Raw genomic sequence first — 22,144 nt, forward strand, 5'->3', positions numbered from 1 at the left:
ATACCTCATCTCACAGAGGGTGAGGGATGTTCTACTATCTGTCGAAAATCTTCTGGTTCTTCGGCCAGCCGATCAATCTGGCGATCTTCCTGCTGCTTGCCGGACTGTCGGCGGCGCTGTTCGGACGTCGCTGGCTGGCAACGACGGGCAGCGTGCTCGGCATCGCTATCCTGGTTCTTTCGGCCTGGACGTCGGTCGGTGCGATGATGCTCAACCCGCTGGAAGAGCGCTTTCCGAAGCCGCCATTGCCCGAGAAGGTCGATGGCATCGTCGTGCTTGGCGGCGGCTTCGAGGGCGCCATCAATCTCGCGCGCGGCGGTTATGAGCTGAACAGCGGCGGCGACCGCATGGTGGAGACGGCGATCCTCGCCAGGCGCTTTCCGCAGGCGAAGATCGTGGTGTCCGGCGGCAATGGCTCGCTTTTCCTCGACGGTGAGGGCGATGCCGACACGGCGCCGCGCCTGCTTGGCGCGCTCGGGGTTTCTGCCGATCGCCTGATCCTCGAGGACAAATCGCGCAACACCTATGAGAATGCGGTCTTCTCGCGAAAACTGGTCGAGCCGAAGCTTGGCGAGACGTGGCTGCTGGTCACATCGGCCTTCCACATGCCGCGCGCCAAGGCGCTGTTCGACAAGGCGGGCTTTGCGACCATTCCGTGGCCCGTCGACTATCGCACCTCGGGCAAGGAAGGCGTTGGCTTCTACCGCGACAATCCGATGGACTCCATACAGGCGACCACCGTCGCAGTCCGCGAATGGATCGGGCTTTTCGCCTACCGGCTGTCCGGCAGGATCGATCAGCTCTTTCCCGGACCGGGCGGCTGACCGAGCACTGCCTGCCGCGCCGCCGAGAAGAACTGGCGGCGCACCAGCACCGCCAGAAGCACCAGCGTCGACATCACGAAGACCACCGGGTCGACGAACCAGCCGAGATAGCCGATCGAGAAGAAGACGGCGCGCAGCCCGGCGTTGAAGTGCTTGCCGGCGAGCACGTTCATGCGCGTCGCCCGCCACACCGCGGTTTCGCTGACCGGATTGCGTGAGGCCGGGCCATGCGGGGTCGGCACCGCGCCGATCAGGATCGAGCAATAGTTGAACAGCCGGTAGGCCCAGCCGAATTTGAAGAAGGCAAAGGCGAGAATGAGCACCAGGCCGAACACCTTGGTCTGGAAAGCTTCACGTGACGCAGCCGCGCCGAAGGGCAGGTCGGCCAGAACCTCAAGCACGCGGTCGGAGGCGCCGAGCAAAGCAAAGCAGCCGCCGAGCGCGATCAGGGAAGACGAGGCAAAGAAGGCGGTGCCTTGCTGCAGGCCGCCCATGATAGCGGTATCGACAATGCGTATCTCGCGCTCGGCCATATTGCGCATCCAGGCCTCGCGCTGGGCATTCATGGCGGTCGTCAGCGAGACGCGGCTGATCAGCTTGCCGTCGGAGGCGAGCGTGTGCAGCACCCAGACGACCAGGAAGAAGGTCAAAGCCGCCAGATCTGCCATTGAGAGATGGAGTGAGTCGCCCATGCGTTCTTGTAACACAGGCGACGCCGGCGCTTCGACGGGCAGCAGGTGCCGGCAAGGTGATGTCGCTGGCGGAGCAAACAAGGTCGGCAGCCGCCGCGCCGCGACTTGCAAAACAGCGGAAACATCCAGGGAATTCCTATATGTAAGTTTCTGACCGGCGCTCAGGAGACAACGGCCCGTGTTCCTTTCGGTTTTCGACCTGTTCAAGATCGGCATCGGCCCTTCGAGCTCGCACACGATGGGGCCGATGACGGCTGCGCGCCGCTTCCTCGACGAGATCCTGGCCGGCGACTGGCCGCGGCCGGCAGGCGTCAAAGTCGATCGCATCGGCGCCAGCCTCCATGGCTCGCTCGCCTATACCGGCATCGGCCACGGCTCGGACCGCGCCGTCATCCTCGGCCTGGCCGGCCAGACGCCGCAGACGGTCGATCCGGACGAGGCCGACGGCATCGTCGCCCGCATCGGCGCGGAAAAACGGATTTCGCCGCTGGGGCATCCGATATACCGTTTCGATCCCGCCAAGGACCTCGTGCTCGACCGCAAGACGCCGCTGACCGGCCACGCCAACGGCATGGCCTTCTATGCCTATGACGTGTCCGACCGGCTGCTGCTCAAGCGCATCTACTATTCGATCGGCGGCGGTTTCGTCGTTTCCGAGGAAGAATTGCAGCGCATGAAAGCCAAGGGTTCGGTGACGACCGAGGGCAGACGAGTGCCGTATCCCTTCAAGAATGCCGTCGAGATGCTGGCGATGGCGGCAAAGAGCGGGCTTTCGATCGCCGAGATGAAACGCGCCAACGAGGAAAAGCACATGTCGCGCGAGGAGCTCGATGCGGGCCTCGACGCGATCTGGGGCGCGATGAAAGGCTGCATCGACCGCGGCCTGTCGCAGGACGGCATCATGCCCGGCGGACTGAAGGTGCGCCGCCGTGCGCGGCAATTGCACGACAAATTACAGGAACAGTGGCAGCAGAACCGGCCCAATCCTTTGCTGGCCAATGACTGGCTGTCGATCTACGCCATGGCGGTCAATGAGGAGAACGCCGCCGGCGGGCGCGTCGTGACGGCGCCGACCAATGGCGCGGCCGGCACGCTGCCGGCGGTGCTGCGCTATTGGCTGCATTTCCATCCCGAGGCGGACCAGCCGAGCATCCGCGATTTCCTGCTGACGGCCGCCGCCGTCGGCGGCATCATCAAGTCCAACGCCTCGATCTCGGGCGCCGAAGTCGGTTGCCAGGGCGAGGTGGGCTCTGCCTCGGCCATGGCCGCCGCCGGTCTTTGCGCCGTCATGGGGGGTAGCCCTGAGCAGGTGGAGAACGCCGCTGAGATCGCGCTCGAGCATCATCTCGGCATGACCTGCGATCCGGTCGGCGGTCTGGTGCAGGTGCCCTGCATCGAGCGCAATGCGCTCGGCGCGGTGAAGGCAGTCACCGCCGCCTCCTTGGCCATCAAGGGCGACGGGACGCATTTCGTGCCGCTCGACGCCGCGATCGAGACCATGCGCCAGACCGGCCTCGACATGAACGAGAAGTACAAGGAAACCAGCCTCGGCGGTCTGGCGGTGAACGTGGTGGAGTGCTGAGTCCAATGGAGGCGTTGGCGAAACGATGAAGCACTCAATCGAAATCGATGGTCATAAGGCGCTAGTGGTCTTCGATCCGAAAATTGGAATGCTGAGGGGCGAGTTTCTCGGACTTGTTGGCGGCGCTGATTTCTATGCTCAGAACCTCGAGCAGCTCTGCGTGGAAGGGGCGAGATCTTTGGCTATCTTCCACCAAATTTGCAGGGAGAAGGGCATCAAGACGGCGGCGCGAGACCATTGAGCCGGCAACCTCTCGCCTGTGCAAAACTTCTCGGGGCGTTGAACGCTCATCATGCCGTCGCTAGATTGCGACCATGCTCAATCTCCTAAAACTGTGCGTCGGCTGCGACAGCGTCGAGGACCTCGAAGAGTGGATCGCCTTCCGCCTCGACGAGCGGCGCCGCGCCGGCGAACCAGCCGAGCACTGGCACACCACCCGCATGGTACCGACGCGCGGCAGCGAGATCACGGACGGCGGCTCGCTCTATTGGGTGATCAAGGGCAGCGTCCAGTGCCGGCAGCTGATCACCGAGATCAGGCCCTTCACCGACGCTGAAGGTATCGGCCGCTGTCATCTGGTGCTCGATCCCGAGGTCGTGCGCACCGACTGGCAGCCGCGGCGCGCCTTCCAGGGCTGGCGTTACCTCAAGCCCGCCGATGTGCCGGCCGATCTCGGCAAGGGCAGGGCGGCACTCGCCGAGATGCCGCCGAAGCTGAGGCTCGAACTCGCCGAACTCGGCCTGCTCTAAGCGCTGGCCCTTCGGCTCGCCCAGCGTGGGGCTTGCAAGCGCCGGACCTAGGTCCCATCCTATTTCCCATGCTCAGTCATCCGTATGGCGGCGCAAACCGATGGGTGTGATCCTCGCATTGGCGGCAATCCTTGTGGTGCTTTTTGGCGCCGCGTTGCTCTTTGTGCGTGCTGATGCGGCGAGGATGGCCGACGGTCTGCGATCGCTCGGGCCGGCTTTGCTGGGGCTGGTCGGCGCGCCAATGCTGGTCTTCGGCCGCAGCCTCATCGGCGGACTGCTTCTGCTCGCGGCGCTCGCCTGGGTCGGCTGGATTCGCACGAGACGGCCTCCGGCGCGGGCCGCCGCTTCCAAGCATTCGACGGTGCGCACCGCCGCGCTCGAAATGGACCTCGACCATGACAGCGGCAGGCTCGAGGGACTTGTTCTGGCCGGGCGCTATGAAGGCAAGATGCTTGGCGCGATGGGGCTGACGGATCTGCGCCAGCTTTATGGCGAGCTCAGCCCCGATCCAGAGAGTCGTCAGCTCCTAGAGACGTATCTTGACGGCCGTTTTCCCGTCTGGCGCAAGGACGCGCAGCCGCACGGTGGCGAAGGGCTGAGTGTTGCGCCAGGTGCGGGCGCCATGACTAAGGAGGAGGCCTACAAGGTCCTTGGTCTTGAAGCGGGGGCCGCCGCGGCGGATATCCGCAAGGCGCACCGCCGCCTGATGCAGCGCCTGAATGCCGATGTCGGCGGCACGTCTGTCCTGGCGGCGCGGATCAATGAAGCCAAGGACGTCCTGCTCTCCAATCACGATTAGTCTCCTTCGACGCCGGTACCTTCCGGGAGATTGAACAGCCGCCTATTGCTCGACGGCGTAGCACGAGATTTTCTTGCGCTTCAGGGCATCGCAGGCCTTCCAGGCGGCATTCTTCGAGTCGAAGCCGCCAAAGCGGGCGCGGTAATAGGTGACGCCGTCCTTGTCGAAGGCGACGGTGAAGCCGGAAGCATCTGCGAGGACCTTCGGCGCCTGCTTGACGGTCTGATCGAGAAGGCTCTGAGCTCCGGATTTGGTGGGCGAGGAAGCAACCTGAACCACCCAGCCGGACGGCACCGACGAGGTCTTCACCGGATCGATCGCCGGCGCGGCGGGTGTCGGTTCGGCATAGGCCGTGACCGCTTGCGATGTGGTCTCCTGCGGCGTGGCAGCCGGCGCCATGGCGGCCACCGCAACCGTCTTAACCTTCCTGACCTGGATCACGGGCTTCGTCTCTTCGGCGACCTGTTGGGTGTCGTCCTGGACGTCATCGGCCGAGGCAACGACAGTGTCGTCCGTCGCCGGCTTTTCGTCCGGAGTCGGTGCGTCATGCTTGGGCAAAAAGACCTTGGCCAGCGTCTTGATCGGGTTGTCGTTGCCCTTGGCGATGAGATCGCCGCCGCCGCGCGTCGAGGCGCGCGGCAGATAGGTGGTGATCAGCGCGGCCATCTGGTTGTCGCGGCTGCGTCCGGAAGCGCCGCCCATCACCACCGCGACGAGGCGGCGGTCGCCGTCTGCGACGGAGGATACGAGATTGTAGCCCGAGGCGCGGGTGTAGCCGGTCTTGATGCCGTCGACGCCCTTGATGCGGCCGAGCAGACGGTTGTGGCCGTTGATGCGCTGGCGGCCATACAGGAACGAGCGTTGCGAGAAATAGCCGTAATATTGCGGGAAGTGCTCGCGCAGCGCGATGCCAAGCATGGCCATGTCGTGCGCGGTGGTGAACTGGCCGGGGTCGGGCAGACCGTTGGCGTTGCGGAAGACGGTGCCGTTCATGCCGAGCTGGCGCGCCTTGGCGGTCATCATGCGGGCGAAATTGTCTTCGCTGCCGCCGAGCATCTCGCCAAGCGCGGTTGCCGAGTCATTGGCCGATTTCGTCACGATCGAGAGAATAGCGGTCTCGACCGGAACCGAGCCGCCGGCGCGCACGCCAAGCTTGGTAGGCGCCTCAGCGGAGGCATGCGCGGAAAATGGAACAGGCGTGTTCTTGCTGATCCGGCCCTTCGCCAATGCCTCGAAGGTGAGGTAAAGCGTCATCATCTTGGTGAGTGAAGCCGGATAGCGCCGGCCATTGGCGTCGGCCGAATAGAGCACCTTGCCGGTCTTGGCATCCACGACAATGGCCGCGGACTTTGCGGCAAGGGCCGACGCGACATCGGCGGCGACGATCGTCATCGCCAGCGCGGCGACCATGACTGCCTTGAAGGAGAATGAGGATTTGGAGACCAGCCCCGACAACGCCTGACGCACCGTTACTTACCCTGAAATTTTCGTTGCCCCGGAGGCGGCTACGGGAATGCCTGCCTCACTTCCGGCCAAGCTATCGCGGTCAGCGTTACCAATCCGTTTATGGTAACCGCCGCGTTCACCATTTTTCGGCAAATCGAGCTTCTCTTTAATCGAATTTTACCGGCCGGCGGCGCTGGAGCCCCTGCGCAACAAGGGATTCTTGACTTTTGTGCGTTGCACAATATATTAAGGTGCATTGCACAAGGGCGCCCGGGGCAAAAAGGGCGTTTCAACCAAGGGAAGTATGAAATGACCCAGACCTATGAGGACTTCACGAAATACGGCAAGGAGTTTGCCGACACCGGGCTGAAGAGCTTTGCCTCGCTCACCAAGGGCGCGCAGGCGATCGCCACCGAAGCCGGCGAATACACCAAGAAGAGCTTCGAGGCCGGCAGCGCCGCCTTCGAGAAGCTGTTCGCGGCCAAGTCGATCGAGAAGGCCATCGAGATCCAGACCGATTACGCCAAGCAGAGCTATGAGAGCTTCGTGGCCGAGGCCAGCAAGATCGGCAATCTCTATGCCGAGCTCGCCAAGGAGGCTTACAAGCCGTTCGAATCGGTGGTTGCCAAGGCGAAGTAATTTCGCCGGATCATATCCGATACGCCCAGCCGGCCTGTGAAAAGGACCCGGTCGCGGTAGCGCGGCCGGGTTTTTTCGTGGCCGATCGCAACCCGATGCACATTGCCGCATTCACGATTGAGAAATTCGCTGAGGTTTGCCCACCTAGCCATATTGTCAGCTAAACAGAAGGGCTTAAAATCGTCCATCGAGAACCTACATGTTGAACTCGCATGAGGATTCGAAAAGGCTGGACTACGTGACGATCGGTTTGACTGCCACGGCAGGCGTGGTGCGAATGCAAAGTGACGGGGACCGCAACGATCCCGGTCGCGGTACCGCTGTCATCACGCGCACCAAGACCAAGACCAAAAAGCCCAGCCTCTACCGGGTTCTCATTCTGAACGACGACTACACTCCCATGGAGTTCGTCGTTCACGTCCTGGAGCGTTTTTTCCAAAAGGACCGCGAGGCCGCCACACGCATCATGCTTCATGTTCACAATCATGGAGTGGGCGAGTGCGGCGTCTACACATTCGAGGTGGCCGAGACCAAAGTGTCCCAGGTCATGGATTTCGCCCGACAGAATCAGCATCCGCTGCAATGCGTGATGGAGAAGAAGTGAGGTAACATGCCGGCTTTCTCCCAAGGCCTGGAAAAGGCGCTACATCAGGCGCTGACATTCGCCAACGAGCGGCATCATGAGTATGCGACGCTCGAACATCTGCTGCTTGCCCTGATTGACGACACAGAGGCGGCCGCCGTCATGCGCGCCTGCAACGTCGATCTCGACGAGCTCAAGCACACCGTGCTCACCTATATCGACACCGAGCTGGACAACCTCGTCACCGGTTACGACGAGGATTCCAAGCCGACGGCAGGCTTCCAGCGCGTCATCCAGCGCGCCGTGATCCATGTGCAGTCGTCCGGCCGCGAGGAAGTGTCCGGCGCCAACGTGCTCGTCGCCATCTTCGCCGAGCGCGAGAGCCACGCCGCCTACTTCCTGCAGGAACAGCAGATGACCCGCTATGACGCGGTCAACTACATCTCGCACGGCATCGCCAAGCGCCCGGGCGCTTCGGAATCGCGCACCCCGCGCGGCGCCGAGGACGAGCAGGGCGGCCAGAACGGCGCCGAGCCGCAGGAGGAAAACGGCAAGAAGAAGCAGCAGGACGCGCTGACGGCCTACTGCGTCAACCTCAACAACAAGGCCCGCGCCGGCAAGATCGACCCGCTGATCGGCCGCGACAGCGAGATCAACCGCACCATCCAGGTGCTGTGCCGCCGCTCCAAGAACAACCCGCTCTATGTCGGCGACCCCGGCGTCGGCAAGACGGCGATCGCCGAGGGCCTTGCCAAGCGCATCGTCGAAGGCGATGTGCCGGAAGTGCTGCAGGACGCCACCATCTTCGCACTCGACATGGGCACGCTGTTGGCCGGCACCCGCTATCGCGGCGACTTCGAGGAGCGGCTGAAGCAGGTCGTGAAGGAGCTCGAGGATTACCCGGGCGCGGTGCTGTTCATCGACGAGATACACACCGTGATCGGGGCCGGCGCCACTTCGGGCGGCGCGATGGATGCATCGAACCTCCTGAAGCCGGCGCTGTCGTCCGGCGCGATCCGCTGCATCGGCTCGACCACCTATAAGGAGTTCCGCCAGTTCTTCGAGAAGGACCGCGCGCTTGTACGGCGCTTCCAGAAGATCGACGTCAACGAGCCGACCATCGAGGACGCCATCGAGATCATGAAGGGCCTCAAACCCTATTTCGAGGAGTTCCACAAGGTCCGCTACACCAGCGAGGCGATCAAAGCCTCGGTCGAGCTGTCGGCCCGTTACATCAGCGACCGCAAGTTGCCGGACAAGGCGATCGACGTGATCGACGAGACCGGCGCCTCGCAGATGCTGGTGCCGGAGGCCAAGCGCAAGAAGACGATCGGCATAAAGGAGATCGAGGCGACGATCGCCACCATGGCGCGCATCCCGCCGAAGACGGTCTCGGCCGATGACGAGAAGGTGCTGCAGGGTCTGGACGTCGAGCTGAAGCGCGTCGTCTACGGCCAGGACACCGCGATCACCGCGCTCACCTCGGCGATCAAGTTGGCGCGCGCCGGCCTGCGTGAACCGGAGAAGCCGATCGGCTCCTACCTGTTCTCGGGTCCGACCGGCGTCGGCAAGACGGAAGTAGCCAAGCAGCTTGCCGCCTCGCTCGGCGTCGAGCTTATCCGCTTCGACATGTCGGAATATATGGAACGCCACACCGTCTCGCGGCTGATCGGCGCGCCTCCCGGCTATGTCGGCTTCGACCAGGGCGGCCTGCTCACCGACGGCGTGGACCAGCACCCGCATTGCGTGCTGCTGCTCGACGAGGTCGAGAAGGCTCATCCGGATCTGTTCAACATCCTGTTGCAGGTGATGGACCATGGCAAGCTGACCGACCATAACGGCAAGCAGATCGACTTCCGCAACGTGATCCTGATCATGACCACCAATGCGGGCGCGTCGGATGCGCAGCGCGCGGCGATCGGCTTCGGCTCGACCAAGCGCGAAGGCGACGACGTCGAGGCGATCAACCGGCTGTTCACGCCGGAGTTCCGCAACCGTCTCGATGCGATCATCCCGTTCGGCTCGCTGCCGGTGCCGGTGATCCATCAGGTGGTGCAGAAGTTCGTCATGCAGCTCGAGGCCCAGCTCTCCGAGCGTGGCGTCACCTTCGACCTGTCGCAGGACGCGATCGCATGGCTGGCCGACAAGGGCTATGACGAGCGCATGGGCGCGCGTCCGCTCGGCCGGGTCATCCAGGAGCACATTAAGAAGCCGCTGGCGGACGAAGTGCTGTTCGGCAAGCTCAAGAAGGGCGGCACGGTGCGCGTCACCGTCGAGAAGAAGGAGACCGGCGAATCCGGCCTGAAGCTCGAATCGCTCGCCGACGAGTCGCCCGTGCAGCCGAAGAAGGAAGAGCCGGAAGACGCGCCGAAGCCGAAGAAGGCGGTGGCCAAGAAGCCTGCGCCCAAGAAGGCGGTGGCGCAGAAGCCGGAGCCGAAGGGCAAGGACGGCAACAAGCGCAGCCTTGTGCCGCAACTGCCGCGCAAGGGCTGATCGGCGCTCGCTTGAAATACAAAGGGCCCCGGCAACGGGGCCTTTTTCGTTGAAGGGAGCGCTGCTTGGACGCCGGACAGATCATCATCCTCAACGGGGCACCGCGCTCGGGAAAGTCGAGCGTCGCCGCTGCGATCCAGGAGACATTCGAGGGTGTCTGGATCAATCTTGGCGTCGATGCGTACGCCCATGGTACACCGCCGCGGCTGCGCCCCGGCATCGGCTTGCGCCCCGGCGGCGAACGCCCCGACATCGAGGCTTTCGTGCCGCTGCTCTACGCGGCGCTTTACAACGCAATCGCGGCCCACAGCCGGCTGGGGCTCAATGTCGTCGTCGATGTCGGTCACCACGACGCCTATTCTAGGCCCCTGAACATCCTTCCCGAATGTGCCCGGCGCTTGGCCGGCCTGCCGGTCCTGTTCGTCGGCGTCCAATGCCCGATCGAGGTGGTTCTGCGAAGGCGCGCCACAAGCGAGACCGATACACCCTATGTCGTCGGAACGGACGACGATCCCGTGCCGCTGCCTGTCCGCCTCTGGCAGGAGGAGGTGCACAAACCCGGTATCTACGATCTGGAAGTCGATACGTCGCCGCTGAGCCCGCAGGATTGCGCTGAGGCAATTCGGCTGCACCTGTCCAGCGGACCGGAGCCATCGGCATTTCGGATCCTCGCGCAACTACCGGTTGGCTGAAGTAAAGGGCAACTTCCCAACGCCGCACGGGTCTTGCCGGCAAGGGTTGTGGCTGCGCGTGGCCGACGTCCTCCAACCGCCAACGGATTCTGCTGGATCAATGGAAAGACGATGCGCCGCTTTCGCTGCGGTCGCATCCTATGGCCGCGCATGCTATGGCCGGCACATGTCGACTTGGACCTCGGACGCCGCAGCGCTTCGTTCCACCTGGTTCCTGCGTGGTGTCCGCGCGGCCTTTTCCCTGCCTGGCCTGATCCTCGTCAGCTCGTTCATTGGCTTTGCCGCCTTGGCGAAGGACGCCGGGGTCACGATGGCACAGGCGGCTTTCATGACCGGAACGGTGTGGGCGCTGCCATCCATGGTCGTGCTGGTGGGCGCGATCGGATCTGGAGCGGCGCTGCCGGCGGCGATGTTCGCCGTCACGTTGTCCGCCATACGTCTTATGCCGATGGTGATGGCGCTGGCACCCGAGATGCGCACCGGGAAAACCCGGCAATGCGTGCTCTACCTCCTGGCGCATTTCGTGGCCGTGACCTCCTGGGTGCTGGCCATGGAGCGCCTCAAGCGCGTCCCGCCTCCAATGCGTACGACTTACTATGCCGGCCTCGGCGGCACGCTGGTGACGACGAATGTCATCGTCGTGACCGTCGTCTATGCAGTGGCGGATGCGCTGCCGTCCGCCGTTTCGGCCGCGCTGCTGATGTTGACGCCGATGTATTTCCTGACCTCGTTGTGGGGTTCCGCACGCGAACGGGCAGGGCATGTCGCAATGGTCCTGGGCCTCGTCCTCGGACCGGTCTTCCACATAGTGTTGCCGCAGATCGATTTGCTGGTTGCCGGACTGATCGGCGGCACGGTCGCCTATGGCTTGCAATTGTGGCGGCGCAAGGTGCGCGCGGCGTGAGTTACTTTTCTAGCGGCGCCTGGTGGTGGCCATATATGTTCATTCTCGTCGCCGGTTTCGCCGCGACGGATATCTGGCGCTTCCTCGGCGTTTATCTTGGCGGCAAGCTCTCCGAAGATTCAGACCTGTTGGTACTGGTTCGCACCATGGCGACGGCGCTTGTTGCAGCCGTCATCGGCAACCTGATTGTCTTTCCAGGCGGCGCGCTTGCGCACACTTCGCTTGACTTGAGGATAGCGGCGGCGGCTCTGGGTTTCGTGGGCTATCTGGTGTCGGGAAAGCGCATGGTCGTCGGTATCGCCACAGCCGAGTCTCTGCTGCTGGCGGGACTTTATCTGAACTTCTGATTTCGCCCCGTCTCAGCCACCCAGCGCCGCCCGGATCTTACCGGCGTTCTCGGCCAGCACCTCCGGCTTCTCCATCTGGCCGGAATGCGGCTTCAGCGGCACGCCCTCGAAGCGTGGCACGACGTGGACATGGAGATGGTAGACGGTCTGCCCGGAAGCCGGCTCGTTGAACTGCATGATGGTGACGCCGTCGGCGTCCAAGGCCTTTTTCACCGCCACGGCTATCTTCTGGACGACCGCGAACAGCGGGCCGAGCGTCGCCGGATCCGCGTCGAGCATGTTGCGCGACGGCGCCTTGGGCACCACCAGCGTGTGGCCCGTGCCCTGCGGCATCACATCCATGAAGGCGACGATTGCATCGTCCTCATAGACGCGGTGCGAGGGGATCTCGCCGCGCAGGATTTTCGCGAAGATGTTGCCGGGATCATAGGCTTCGGCCATGGGGTGACACTCCCAATTGCATTCGCCGTCCGGTGTAGCGAAGCCGCAGACGGGCGGCAAGGCGTTCAGGCGAGATCGACCATGCCCGCTTCGACGAGAGCCCGGTGGAAGCGTTTCTTGCCCACGGATTCGCTCGCGAAATAGGGCGCGGCACAGTCCGCCAGAAGGGCTGTCCTGGTCGCGAATACCGGATCGAGCGGCAGACGCGCGGCGGACATCGTCAATGTCGACAGGAACGCCGCATCGAGCATGGCGGGGGCCGCCAGATCGCCGGGCAACGCGCTGTTGATCGTCTCGATCGCGTAGAAGGTTTTGTGCAAGGCCCTGTCGGACGGCGGCAGGCCGGTGAGGGCGGCCGTGAATGAGGGCTGGTGATCGCCATAACGCACGATGATGGCCGGCCGACCATTCAGCGCGGTTTCAAGCTTCTCGCGAAACGCGGCGTAGGCCTCGACGCTTTCAGCCAGTCGCACGGCATATTCGCCGTAATTCTCATTGCCCGTCAGCGCGACGGCTTCACGTCGGACTTCGGCTCGAAGCTCGGGGGGGAAAATACGGCGACGATGATCGCCGTGATTCATCAGCGTCATTATCGAGAGAAAACAGGGTTTCTCGCCTTCCAAGCGGTCCGCGATCCGGCTCAGCGCTTGGCTGTAAAGCTGTTCGTCATGACGCTCCCGGCGCCAGCGCTCCAGATCGAAGGGCGGCGGCAAGGTCGGGGCATAGGTTACCTCCTCGAACCCGATCGATTTGTAGAAGCGATCGCAGTTGACGAAGTTGGGACGGTCGCAGCTCACATGCGACACGTGATACCCCATGCCGGAAAGCACCGACGGCAACGAGTGGCGCACCCGCCCGGCCAGCAGATGAAAGACGAAGCGGCTGTCGTTCCCAAAGGAAAGCGAGGACAGGCCGGTCAGCACCGAAAATTCGGTCTGCAGCGTGCTGCCGCCGAAAACATCGACATGCAAAGCCCCCGACAGGCTGTTCGTGGGCGAGAAGAACCGTTCGAAGGAACGGCCGATCGGCACACCGTGATGCCTCGGATCAAAGGTCGATTCATGCAGGATCATGAAGATGTGCGGCCGAGCCTCGCCGTTCTCCCGCCTTGCCGGCACAGGCGGCAGAAGCGGCAGCGGATCGGGCGTGATATCGACGAAGCCCGGCCGTCGCGAAGGCCCAGCGCCGAGCCATGACGCCACGAAAGCGGAAAGATGCGCGCGATCCCTGGTTAGCAGGTCGAAGCGGAAGCGAGGCGCTCCGCCGCTCAGCCGGTAGACTGCCATGTAGACCAGGACCGCCACGGCGAACAATGCGAGACGCATCGAGAGCGGCGTCGCCTGTTCCGCCACAGTCATGTCGACAAGCACGGCCGCCGCAACGATCGCCGCCCCGGCGAAGAGGGCAGGGATCGCCATGCGGGCGTGGTCGACAAAGACGCTGCGCCAGCTGCTTACGGCCAGATGATAGAGATCTCCGGCCAGAAGATTGAAGCCGAGATAGCGATATTTGAGCTTCGAAGCGATGCCGATGATGGCCGTCAGCACGAGCGTCATCCAAAGCGCGACGACCTTGCACGGGAATAGCAGATGCAGGAACGCAAACAGAAGGAAGAAGGTGGAATAACCGATCGGCCATGTTCCCGGCTTGCCTTCGAGCCAGGCGGTCAACAACGGCGCGGCCACGAGCCCCGCCACACCGAGCCATTGCCCGACGCCCCAAGATGCCAAAAGCAGCATGCCAACCCCGCGGTGCTCGCGCACCAATACCCCTGGCGATTGACTAGCGGATTCCACCGATCCGGTAAACAGCCGGCGTCTTCTGGCGCGCACGGCGCCGTGCTGTTCCTGGTCGCCTGCTTTTCATTCCTGGTTCCGGTCGCCGGAAAGCCGCAGTGACAGCCGGGCCGCTTATTCGCCGAGATCCTTGCGGAAGGGCGTGTGCTCTTCGAGATACTCGCCCATGCGCTCGACCTCGCGCCGCTCGCGCCTGAGATAATCGGCGACGGCATTGCGCAAGCCGGGATGCGAAATGTAGTGCGCCGAATGCATGGTCACGGGACGGTAGCCGCGAGCCAGCTTGTGCTCACCCTGCGCGCCTGCCTCCACCACTTTGAGCTTGCGCTCGATGGCGAAGTCGATGGCCTGGTGGTAGCAGACCTCGAAATGCAGGAAAGGGTGGTCCTCGATGCAGCCCCAGTTGCGGCCGTAGAGCGCGTCGGAACCGATGAAGTTGATGGCGCCGGCGATGTAGCGGCCATTTCGCTTGGCCATCACCAGAAGGATGTCGTCGGCCATGCGCTCGCCGATCAGCGAGAAGAACTGCCGGTTGAGATAGGGCCGGCCCCATTTGCGGCCGCCGGTATCCATGTAGAAGGCGAAGAAATCGTCCCAGGCGCTTTCGGTGATGTCCTTGCCGGTCAGCCAGTCGATTGAGATGCCGTCGACAAGCGCCTCGCGGCGCTCCTTCTTCATCGCCTTGCGCTTGCGTGAGGCAAGCGTGGCGAGGAAGTCGTCATAAGTCGAAAAGCCTTCGTTGAAGAAATGGAACTGCTGGTCGGTGCGATGCAGGAAGCCCGCCGCTTCCAGCGTCGCGACGTCGGGCTCGTTTGCGAAGGTGACATGCGCGGAAGAGACGCCGAGCTTGTCGGTCAAGAGTTTCAACCCCTCCGCCAGGCCTGCCCGTACCGCACCTTCATTCTCGCCTTTGCTGACGAGCAGGCGAGGGCCGGTCACCGGCGTGAACGGCACCGAGCATTGCAGCTTGGGATAGTAGCGGCCGCCGGCGCGCTCGAAGGCGTCCGACCAGCCATGGTCGAAGACATATTCGCCCTGGCTGTGCGATTTAAGATAACAGGGAACAGCGCCGAGAAGCCTGCCTTGCGCCGTTTCAAGTCTAAGGTGATGACCTTGCCAGCCGGTGCGCCGAACAGCACAGCCGGAATCTTCCAAGGCGCTCAGAAAGGCGAATGAAACCAGCGGGTTGTAGCCGTTTTCTTTATCGCCGCGCGTGGTGCCGGCAAAGCCGTCCCATTCCTCGCAGGTGAACGCGCCGATGCCTGCCGCGACGCGGATCGCATAATCCGCGTTCGCTGCCTGTCCATCATCGTCGTCGCCTTGATCCATGGGGCTTATTTAAGCGTCCTCAAGGACGCTGCAAGTCACGTTTCGGGCATTCCTCAGGCGACCTTCACCAGGTCCGGCTCGAAACCCTCGAAGGTCATCTGATCGGCGTATTTGAAGGTGAGGTCGACCGCCGGCTGGTCATGTACGGTCCAGGTGATGACAGGCATTTTGAGCTTCTCGCGCACGAAGCTGACGAAGGGGTTGGGCAGGTCGCCCGCGGCGTAGGAGGTGAAGGCGAGATCATGCGCGAGCATGGCGAAATGCGCCTCGATCAGCTGGTTGTCCTTGCCATAGGCGGTCAGCCCACCGGGGATGCCCGGCGCGTCCCTGGCGAAGTCGCGGATCAGCCAGTGATCGAACGACATGATGGCCACCTTGCCCTTGTAGCGCTTGAGCAGCCGGCCGACGGCTGCCACCAGGCCCGCGTCATGGCCGGGAACGCCTTTCAGTTCGACCACCAGCGGCACGCGGCCGTCGATCAGGTCGAGCGCTTCCTGCAGCGTCGGCACATGGTCCTTGGTGCCGCCGATCCTGAGCGTAGCCAGTTCGGCTGCGGTGCGTTGCCAGAGGAAGCCGTCCTCGCCAGTCAGGCGCTTCAGGTCGCCGTCATGGATGATCACCGGGACGCCATCCGACGAGAGATGCACGTCGCATTCGATGGCATAGCCGCGTTCGGCCGCCGCGGCGAAGGCCGACAGCGTGTTCTCCCAGCGGGTCTTGTTCATGTCGTGAAAGCCGCGATGCGCGACGGGGCGGGCAATCAGCCAGGAGAGATCGGTCATCAGGAACCCTCACTCAACTTCGAAGATCGCTTCGATCTCGACCGCGGCGTTGAGCGGCAGCGCGGCGGTGCCGACGGCGGATCGGGCGTGCTTGCCACGCTCGCCGAGTGCCGCGACCAGGAAGTCGGAGGCGCCGTTGGCAACAAGATGCTGCTCGACGAAATCAGGAGCCGAAGCGACGAAGACGGTGATCTTGACCAGACGCCGGATCTTTTCGAGATCACCGAGCGCCGCCTTGGCCTGCGCCAGGATGTTGATGGCGCAGAATTTCGCGCCTTCCTTGCCGGCGGCGGTGTCGATGTCGCGGCCGAGCAGCCCGCTTGCCTGCAGCTTGCCGTCCTTCAGCGGCAGCTGGCCGGCGGTGAACAGCGTGTTGCCGGTCCGGCAATAGGGCACATAGTTGGCGGCGGGCGCGGCGGCGGCCGGAATGGCCACGCCAAGATCGCTTAGCCGCTTTTCGATTGTTTCGCTCATTGGTTTTCCCTATTGCTGGAAGGCGCCGCGTTGGCCGGGCCGAAATTGCTATTTTTGCCTCGCTTCCGCCACGACTTTTTTTAAGCTGGACCATCTTTCCCTGCGGCCTGTCTCGCGGCCGCGACGATCGGAGCAACGTATGCGCGCAACGCGCCTTTTTCTCGCCGCCGCCTGTCTTTCGGCAGCGTTCCCAATGGCGCCGGCCCTTGCGGTGCCCGCGCTGCAGGCGCATCGCGCGGTCTACGATCTGACACTCAACAAGGCCTCCGATCGTTCGGGCATCACGGGCATCACCGGCCGCATGGTCTATGAGTTCAACGGCTCCGCCTGCGAGGGTTACACGGTCAAGTTCCGTTTCGTCACCCAGATCGTCACCAGTGACAACACCAGGCTCACCGATCAGCAGACGACCACTTTCGAGGATGCCGAAGGCAAGACCTTTTCCTTCGTGACGAAATCCTTTGTCGACCAGAACCTCGACAAGGAGGTGAAGGGGGTGGCCACGAGGGAAGCGAAGGGCCTCAAGGTCGATATCGACAAGCCGGAGAAGAGCAGTCTCGAGCTTGCGGCCACGCAGTTTCCGACCCAGCATCTGGTCGAACTGATCGGCAAGGCCGAGAAGGGCGAGAATTTCTACCAGACCAATCTGTTCGACGGCTCCGAGGACGCCAACAAGGTGATGAGCACCACCGTCATCGTCGGCAAGAAGACCGAATCCGACAAGACGGATCCGGAAGCGCCGGCGCTGGCCAAGCTCGCCTCGGACAAATACTGGCCGGTCGACATCGCCTATTTCGATGATACCGACAAAAGCGGCGAAGAGGTGCCGGAGTACCGGATCAGCTTCAAGCTGCACGAGAACGGCATCACCCGCGACCTCGTCATGGACTATGGCGACTTCTCGATGACCGGCAAGCTGGTGAACCTGTCGCTGTTCGACCAGACCAAGCCTTGCCCGGCTTCGAAATAGCGATTCCGGACGATCGGCGATCGCGCTTGCAGCCTTGACCTCCAGGCGCCATGTGTGAGGCCTACCAAGTGCGGCGAGCCTGATGGCGGTCTATGTCGATGCGGTGATCTGGAAATGGGCCGGCCACCGCTGGTGCCATCTCCTTGCCGACGATACGGATGAACTGCACCGCTTTGCTGCCGAACTCGGCATCAAACGCTCGTCCTACCAGGGGCCGCCCAAGACGTCGGCACCGCACTACGATATAACCGGCTTAGAGCGCGACCGCGCGGTGCGGCTCGGGGCCATCGAATGCAGCCGCGAGGAGATCGTGGCGGTCTTCCGCCGTGTGCGAGTGCCGAATGGGAAGGTGAGACGATGACGGTGACGGCGTTCCTGGCATATTGCGTCGCAATCACATTGGCAGCCGCCACGCCTGGGCCGGCGATGTTCGCGGTCATCACTAACGGTTTGTCGCGGGGCTTCGGCCGGGCGTTCATCACCGGCGTGGGCGTCGCCGCGGGCGACGCCGTGCTGGTCACCCTGGCGCTGCTCGGACTGGTGGCCATTGCCCAGACCTTCGAATGGATTTTTCTTTTGCTGAAATACGCGGGCGCCGCTTACCTCGTCTTTCTCGGGATGAGGATGTGGCGAGCCGCCGCCAAACAACAGGACGAATCTCCTCAGTCGCAGGCTCGGCTGTCGCGGTCCTTCGTTCTCGGCGCTTCCATTGCGCTCGGCAATCCGAAGGCGATCCTGTTCCACGCCTCCATCATGCCACTGATCCTGAACCTCGATACCATGACCTTCGCCGATGGCCTGCTGGTGGTGCTCGTCGTGATCAGCGTCAATGTCATCACCATGGGCATCTACGCCGCGATGGCCGGCCGGGCAGCCGGCTGGTTCAACACCCCGAGGCGCATGCGCCTGGTGAACAGGTTCGCCGGCGGCGCGATGATCGGCACCGGTGCGCTGATTGCCGCACGTTGAGCCGCGCAGCGATGCACGGCTTGCGTTTAAGGGACTTCCCCTCTATATGCGCGCTCATTCCACACACGGACTTTGGTGTCTGCCCGGGAGAAATCCGGCTGAAACCTCCGGTGGCATCAGGACATCCCGTCCGAAATGCCTGTGTCCGTGGAGGCCAACCGGAAAGGAACTAAAGAATGGCTCTGCCAGATTTCAGCATGCGCCAGCTTTTGGAAGCTGGTGTTCACTTCGGCCACCAGACCCATCGCTGGAACCCGAAGATGGCGCCTTACATCTATGGCGCCCGCAACAACATCCACATCATCGACCTGTCGCAGACGGTGCCGCTGCTGCACCAGGCCTTGAAGCAGGTGTCCGACACCGTCGCCAAGGGCGGCCGCGTGCTGTTCGTCGGCACCAAGCGCCAAGCCTCCGACATCGTCGCCGACGCCGCGCAGCGTTCGGCCCAGTATTATGTCAACTCGCGCTGGCTGGGCGGCATGCTCACCAACTGGAAGACGATCTCGAACTCCATCCAGCGCCTGCGCAAGCTTGACGAGACGCTGGCCGGCGAGGCCCAGGGCCTCACCAAGAAGGAGCGCCTGAACCTCGACCGCGAGCGCGAGAAGCTCAACAAGGCTCTCGGCGGCATCAAGGACATGGGCTCGACGCCGGACCTGATGTTCGTCATCGACACCAACAAGGAAGCGATCGCCATCCTCGAAGCCAAGCGCCTCGGCATTCCGGTCGTGGCCATCATCGATTCGAACTGCGACCCGGACAAGATCGACTTCCCGATCCCCGGCAATGACGACGCGGCCCGCGCCATCCAGCTCTATTGCGACCTGATCGCCAAGGCTGCCATCGACGGCATTGCCCGCCAGCAGGGCGCGCTTGGCGTCGATATCGGCGCTTCGGCCGAGGCTCCGGTCGAGCCGGCGCTCGACACTCCGGCTGCCGAAGCTCCGGAAGCTTGATAAGGAAGGCCGGATCCCGGCCTTCATCTTTCCAATAAATTGGCGCGCTAAAGCGCTTTTGCCGAGCGCATCACCCGAGTCCCGGTTGGTGCGTCGGCGCATTTGAGACAAAGAGGCGACAATGACGATTTCGGCTGCACAGGTCAAAGAACTCCGCGACTTGACCGGCGCGGGCATGATGGACTGCAAGGCGGCGTTGAACGAGACCAACGGCGACATGGAAGCGGCCGTCGACTGGCTGCGCAAGAAGGGTATCTCGAAGGCCGACAAGAAGGCCGGGCGCACTGCCGCCGAGGGTTTGATCGGCGTCGATGCCGGCGTGCGTGAAGCCGCGGTTGTCGAGGTCAATTCCGAGACCGACTTCGTTGCCCGCAATGCGGCCTTCCAGGAGATCGTGGCCAACGTGGCCAAGGTCGCGCTCGCCTACGGCACGACGGAGGCAGTCGCCGCCGCGAAGTATCCGGGCTCCGACAAGTCCGTCACCGACACCATCAAGGACGCTGTCGGCACCATCGGCGAGAACATGGGCTTCCGCCGTTCGGCCAAGCTCACCGTGCCGCATGGCGTGGTGGCGACCTATGTCCACAACGCGGTTGCCGACGGCCTCGGCAAGCTCGGCGTGCTTGTGGCCATCGAGACCACCGGCAACGAGCATGCCGCCAACGCCTTTGCCCGCCAGGTCGCGATGCATGTCGCCGCCAGCAACCCGGTCGCGCTGACGGCCGAGGAAGTCGACCCGGCGCTCGTCGAGCGCGAGAAGGCGATCTTCTCCGATCAGGCGCGCCAGTCCGGCAAGCCGGAAGCGATCATCGAGAAGATGGTCGAGGGCCGCCTGCGCAAGTTCTATGAAGAGGTGGTGCTTTTGAAGCAGGCCTTCGTGCTCAATCCCGACATCACCGTCGAGAAGGCGCTGAAGGATGCCGAGAAGGAGATCGGCGCTCCGGCCAAGATCACCGCCTATCTGCGTTACGCGCTGGGCGAGGGCATCGAGAAGGAAACGACCGATTTCGCGGCGGAAGTCGCGGCAGCGGTCAAGAAATAGCTCCGATCCAAGGGGAGCGCATCGCGTTTCCCTTAAGGTGAAGAGCTCACGAGCTCAGGCAACTCGGCCGGGTGTCCGCATGGATGCTCGGCCGATTTCTTGCGCGGTGTCGATAAAGGCCCTGAGCTTCGGCGCCATCGACGCGCGGCGTGGAAAATAGAGGAAGAGGCCCGGCTCCTCGATCGCCGTCTGCGGCAGGATCTGGATGAGGCGGCCGGCTGCAAGGTCGGCGCGCACCAGCGGCTCGAAAACGTAGGCGAGCCCGACGCCGGCCAGCGCCAGATCGATGGCGCCAAGCGAATCCGTGACAACGGCCGTGCCGCGTGTCTCGACAACGACATCCTTGCCTTTGTCGTTCAGGTCCCAGCGGTAAAGCGCGCCGGACCGAACCAGCCGGTAGCCGATGCAGTTGTGGTTGGCGAGATCGGCAACGTCGCGCGGACGGCCATGCTTTCCGACATAGGCGGGAGAGGCGACGATCACGGCTTTAAACGGCGGCGTCACCCGGACGGTGACCATGTCCTGCGCGATCATCTCGCCCAGCCGGATACCCGCATCAAAACCTTCGCCGACGATATCGATAAGTCCCTGGTCGGCAACGATCTCGACCGTCACATCGGGGTAGCGTTCGGCCATCGCCGCGACCACCGGCGTCACCGCCAGGGGGATCGCTATGTTGGAGGCATTGATCCTGAGCAGGCCGGCCGGCCTTCCCTTCACGCCGCGGATGCGGTCCATCCGCTCGGCGATGTCCTGCAGGGCAGGGGCCGCCGTCTCCACCAGCGCCTTGCCGGCTTCGGTCAACGAGACGCTGCGCGTCGTGCGGGCGAAGAGCGGCTGGCCGACACGCTCTTCCACGAGCCGCACCGCATGGCTCACCGCAGACGGACTCATGCCGAGCTCAGCCGCGGCAAGCGCGAAGCCGCCGCGCCGCGCCACGGCGACGATGACCGGCAAATGTGTGAGCAGATCGCGATCCATTCGTGAATGATATCGCATAGTCTTTGCAGATCATGCAACCTTATCGATGCTCTCAAACCAACCCATATTGGCGTCAACACATCGGCGGCGGGCTGATGCCTCAAGGAGAGACAAAATGAATGCGTTGAGACATGTAACCTTTGCAGCGGGCGTGGCATTGGCGCCGGTCGACGCCGGCGGCGCCGAACCGGCCGGTTGGCAGGCGCTTGCCGATGAGCTCGCTGTGATCCGCGTTGCCGACGCCATCGACCGCGCGGTGGATGCGCAGGACTGGAAGCTGGCGCGCAGCTATTTCGCCGAGCGTGTCACCGCCGATTTCAGCAGCCTCTCCGGCCAGCCCGCGGCCAACATCGCCTCCGACGACCTGATCGGCGCCTGGGCGGGCAACCTCAAGGGCAGCAAGACCAGCCTGCATCTGCGCACCAACCATCAGGTCGTGCTCGAAGCCGATGCCGCGACCGTCCGCTCCAACGGCTATGCCTGGAACCGGATGGAAGGCAATGGCGACCCGCTCTGGGAGGTCTGGGGGACCTATGAGCACCATTTGACGCGCTCGGCTGCCGGGTGGAAGGTCGATGGCTTCACCTTCCGCATGACGCATGACCGCGGCAATCCCTGGGTCAAGGCGACCCCCGGCCAGTGAAACGCAGCACA

The 22,144-nt window shown here is 63.4% G+C and carries 25 protein-coding genes; 17 read left to right on the forward strand and 8 right to left on the reverse strand.

The window, feature by feature from the left end; all coding sequences use genetic code 11:
* Nucleotides 1-26: 26 nt before the first annotated feature.
* Nucleotides 27-824, forward strand: a complete 798-nt coding sequence (locus E5X34_RS18665; RefSeq protein ID WP_292567683.1) for a YdcF family protein — start codon at nt 27-29, stop codon at nt 822-824.
* On the opposite strand, the gene E5X34_RS18670 is transcribed toward E5X34_RS18665, so the two are convergent.
* On the reverse strand, nt 797-1,516 hold the full coding sequence (locus tag E5X34_RS18670) for a DUF599 domain-containing protein (protein ID WP_292567685.1): 720 nt from the start codon (nt 1,514-1,516) through the stop codon (nt 797-799). The two genes, E5X34_RS18665 and E5X34_RS18670, sit on opposite strands and share 28 nt — an antisense overlap.
* 178 nt (nt 1,517-1,694) lie before the next feature.
* Between E5X34_RS18670 and E5X34_RS18675 the strand changes: the two genes are divergently transcribed.
* From E5X34_RS18675 to E5X34_RS18690, 4 genes are all read left to right on the forward strand, one after another.
* Entirely contained in the window at nt 1,695-3,098 is a 1,404-nt protein-coding gene (locus tag E5X34_RS18675) for an L-serine ammonia-lyase (protein WP_292567687.1), read from the forward strand.
* A 25-nt stretch (nt 3,099-3,123) separates the two neighbouring features.
* A complete protein-coding gene (locus E5X34_RS18680) occupies nt 3,124-3,339 on the forward strand; it encodes a hypothetical protein (protein ID WP_292567689.1) in 216 nt (71 codons plus the stop codon).
* Between the two features lie 73 nt (nt 3,340-3,412).
* Nucleotides 3,413-3,847: a DUF1489 family protein gene (locus E5X34_RS18685; protein ID WP_292567691.1), complete on the forward strand. Its 435-nt coding sequence runs from the start codon at nt 3,413-3,415 to the stop codon at nt 3,845-3,847.
* Nucleotides 3,848-3,947: 100 nt separating this feature from the next.
* The gene (locus E5X34_RS18690; RefSeq protein WP_292567693.1) at nt 3,948-4,646 is read left to right on the forward strand and encodes a molecular chaperone DnaJ; all 699 of its coding nucleotides are present in this window, start codon (nt 3,948-3,950) and stop codon (nt 4,644-4,646) included.
* A gap of 42 nt (nt 4,647-4,688) precedes the next feature.
* On the opposite strand, the gene E5X34_RS18695 is transcribed toward E5X34_RS18690, so the two are convergent.
* Nucleotides 4,689-6,113, reverse strand: a complete 1,425-nt coding sequence (locus tag E5X34_RS18695) for a D-alanyl-D-alanine carboxypeptidase family protein (RefSeq protein WP_292567695.1) — start codon at nt 6,111-6,113, stop codon at nt 4,689-4,691.
* A 288-nt stretch (nt 6,114-6,401) separates the two neighbouring features.
* Here E5X34_RS18695 and E5X34_RS18700 point away from each other — a divergent pair, with 288 nt between their 5' ends.
* The 6 genes from E5X34_RS18700 (at nt 6,402) to E5X34_RS18725 (ending at nt 11,750) form a co-directional block, all read left to right on the forward strand.
* On the forward strand, nt 6,402-6,731 hold the full coding sequence (locus E5X34_RS18700; protein WP_042642580.1) for a phasin family protein: 330 nt from the start codon (nt 6,402-6,404) through the stop codon (nt 6,729-6,731).
* 277 nt (nt 6,732-7,008) lie between these two features.
* Nucleotides 7,009-7,335, forward strand: a complete 327-nt coding sequence (clpS, locus tag E5X34_RS18705) for an ATP-dependent Clp protease adapter ClpS (RefSeq protein WP_040972327.1) — start codon at nt 7,009-7,011, stop codon at nt 7,333-7,335.
* Between the two features lie 6 nt (nt 7,336-7,341).
* The gene (gene clpA / locus E5X34_RS18710; protein WP_042642578.1) at nt 7,342-9,807 is read left to right on the forward strand and encodes an ATP-dependent Clp protease ATP-binding subunit ClpA; all 2,466 of its coding nucleotides are present in this window, start codon (nt 7,342-7,344) and stop codon (nt 9,805-9,807) included.
* Between the two features lie 65 nt (nt 9,808-9,872).
* Complete coding sequence (locus E5X34_RS18715; protein WP_292567697.1) at nt 9,873-10,499, forward strand: chloramphenicol phosphotransferase; 627 nt, start codon at nt 9,873-9,875, stop codon at nt 10,497-10,499.
* Between the two features lie 166 nt (nt 10,500-10,665).
* Nucleotides 10,666-11,403 carry an AzlC family ABC transporter permease gene (locus tag E5X34_RS18720; protein WP_292567699.1) on the forward strand — a complete coding sequence of 246 codons (738 nt, stop codon included), beginning with the start codon at nt 10,666-10,668 and terminating at the stop codon, nt 11,401-11,403.
* Nucleotides 11,400-11,750, forward strand: a complete 351-nt coding sequence (locus E5X34_RS18725; RefSeq protein ID WP_292567770.1) for an AzlD domain-containing protein — start codon at nt 11,400-11,402, stop codon at nt 11,748-11,750. The genes E5X34_RS18720 and E5X34_RS18725 overlap by 4 nt, the downstream gene beginning before the upstream one ends.
* Before the next feature lie 12 nt (nt 11,751-11,762).
* Here E5X34_RS18725 and E5X34_RS18730 read toward each other — a convergent pair whose 3' ends face one another.
* The 5 genes from E5X34_RS18730 to E5X34_RS18750 form a co-directional block, all read right to left on the reverse strand.
* Nucleotides 11,763-12,191, reverse strand: coding sequence for an HIT family protein (locus E5X34_RS18730; protein ID WP_292567702.1), 429 nt, complete (start codon nt 12,189-12,191; stop codon nt 11,763-11,765).
* A 65-nt stretch (nt 12,192-12,256) separates the two neighbouring features.
* Nucleotides 12,257-13,930 (reverse strand): sulfatase-like hydrolase/transferase, encoded by a 1,674-nt coding sequence (locus E5X34_RS18735; RefSeq protein WP_292567704.1) that lies wholly within the window; start codon nt 13,928-13,930, stop codon nt 12,257-12,259.
* 171 nt (nt 13,931-14,101) lie between these two features.
* On the reverse strand, nt 14,102-15,316 hold the full coding sequence (locus tag E5X34_RS18740; RefSeq protein ID WP_292567706.1) for a GNAT family N-acetyltransferase: 1,215 nt from the start codon (nt 15,314-15,316) through the stop codon (nt 14,102-14,104).
* A gap of 53 nt (nt 15,317-15,369) precedes the next feature.
* A complete protein-coding gene (locus tag E5X34_RS18745) occupies nt 15,370-16,098 on the reverse strand; it encodes a glycerophosphodiester phosphodiesterase (RefSeq protein ID WP_292567708.1) in 729 nt (242 codons plus the stop codon).
* Nucleotides 16,099-16,107: 9 nt separating this feature from the next.
* Nucleotides 16,108-16,572: a RidA family protein gene (locus tag E5X34_RS18750; RefSeq protein ID WP_292567710.1), complete on the reverse strand. Its 465-nt coding sequence runs from the start codon at nt 16,570-16,572 to the stop codon at nt 16,108-16,110.
* Between the two features lie 139 nt (nt 16,573-16,711).
* Between E5X34_RS18750 and E5X34_RS18755 the strand changes: the two genes are divergently transcribed.
* The 5 genes from E5X34_RS18755 to tsf all read left to right on the forward strand — a co-directional run bounded on the left by E5X34_RS18755 (nt 16,712) and on the right by tsf (nt 20,509).
* Nucleotides 16,712-17,542, forward strand: coding sequence for a cell envelope integrity EipB family protein (locus E5X34_RS18755; RefSeq protein WP_292567712.1), 831 nt, complete (start codon nt 16,712-16,714; stop codon nt 17,540-17,542).
* A gap of 82 nt (nt 17,543-17,624) precedes the next feature.
* Nucleotides 17,625-17,903: a DUF4031 domain-containing protein gene (locus E5X34_RS18760; protein ID WP_292567714.1), complete on the forward strand. Its 279-nt coding sequence runs from the start codon at nt 17,625-17,627 to the stop codon at nt 17,901-17,903.
* Nucleotides 17,900-18,511, forward strand: coding sequence for a LysE family translocator (locus E5X34_RS18765; protein WP_292567716.1), 612 nt, complete (start codon nt 17,900-17,902; stop codon nt 18,509-18,511). Before E5X34_RS18760 ends, E5X34_RS18765 begins: the two co-directional genes overlap by 4 nt.
* A gap of 176 nt (nt 18,512-18,687) precedes the next feature.
* Nucleotides 18,688-19,467, forward strand: coding sequence for a 30S ribosomal protein S2 (rpsB, locus tag E5X34_RS18770; RefSeq protein WP_040994986.1), 780 nt, complete (start codon nt 18,688-18,690; stop codon nt 19,465-19,467).
* A 121-nt stretch (nt 19,468-19,588) separates the two neighbouring features.
* Nucleotides 19,589-20,509, forward strand: a complete 921-nt coding sequence (tsf, locus tag E5X34_RS18775; protein WP_040987261.1) for a translation elongation factor Ts — start codon at nt 19,589-19,591, stop codon at nt 20,507-20,509.
* A gap of 54 nt (nt 20,510-20,563) precedes the next feature.
* Here tsf and E5X34_RS18780 read toward each other — a convergent pair whose 3' ends face one another.
* Nucleotides 20,564-21,490, reverse strand: a complete 927-nt coding sequence (locus E5X34_RS18780) for a LysR family transcriptional regulator (protein ID WP_292567719.1) — start codon at nt 21,488-21,490, stop codon at nt 20,564-20,566.
* 115 nt (nt 21,491-21,605) lie between these two features.
* Here E5X34_RS18780 and E5X34_RS18785 point away from each other — a divergent pair, with 115 nt between their 5' ends.
* Nucleotides 21,606-22,133 (forward strand): nuclear transport factor 2 family protein, encoded by a 528-nt coding sequence (locus E5X34_RS18785; RefSeq protein WP_292567721.1) that lies wholly within the window; start codon nt 21,606-21,608, stop codon nt 22,131-22,133.
* Nucleotides 22,134-22,144: the final 11 nt, after the last annotated feature.

The organism is Mesorhizobium sp., from assembly GCF_004963255.1.
Taxonomy (GTDB): domain Bacteria; phylum Pseudomonadota; class Alphaproteobacteria; order Rhizobiales; family Rhizobiaceae; genus Mesorhizobium.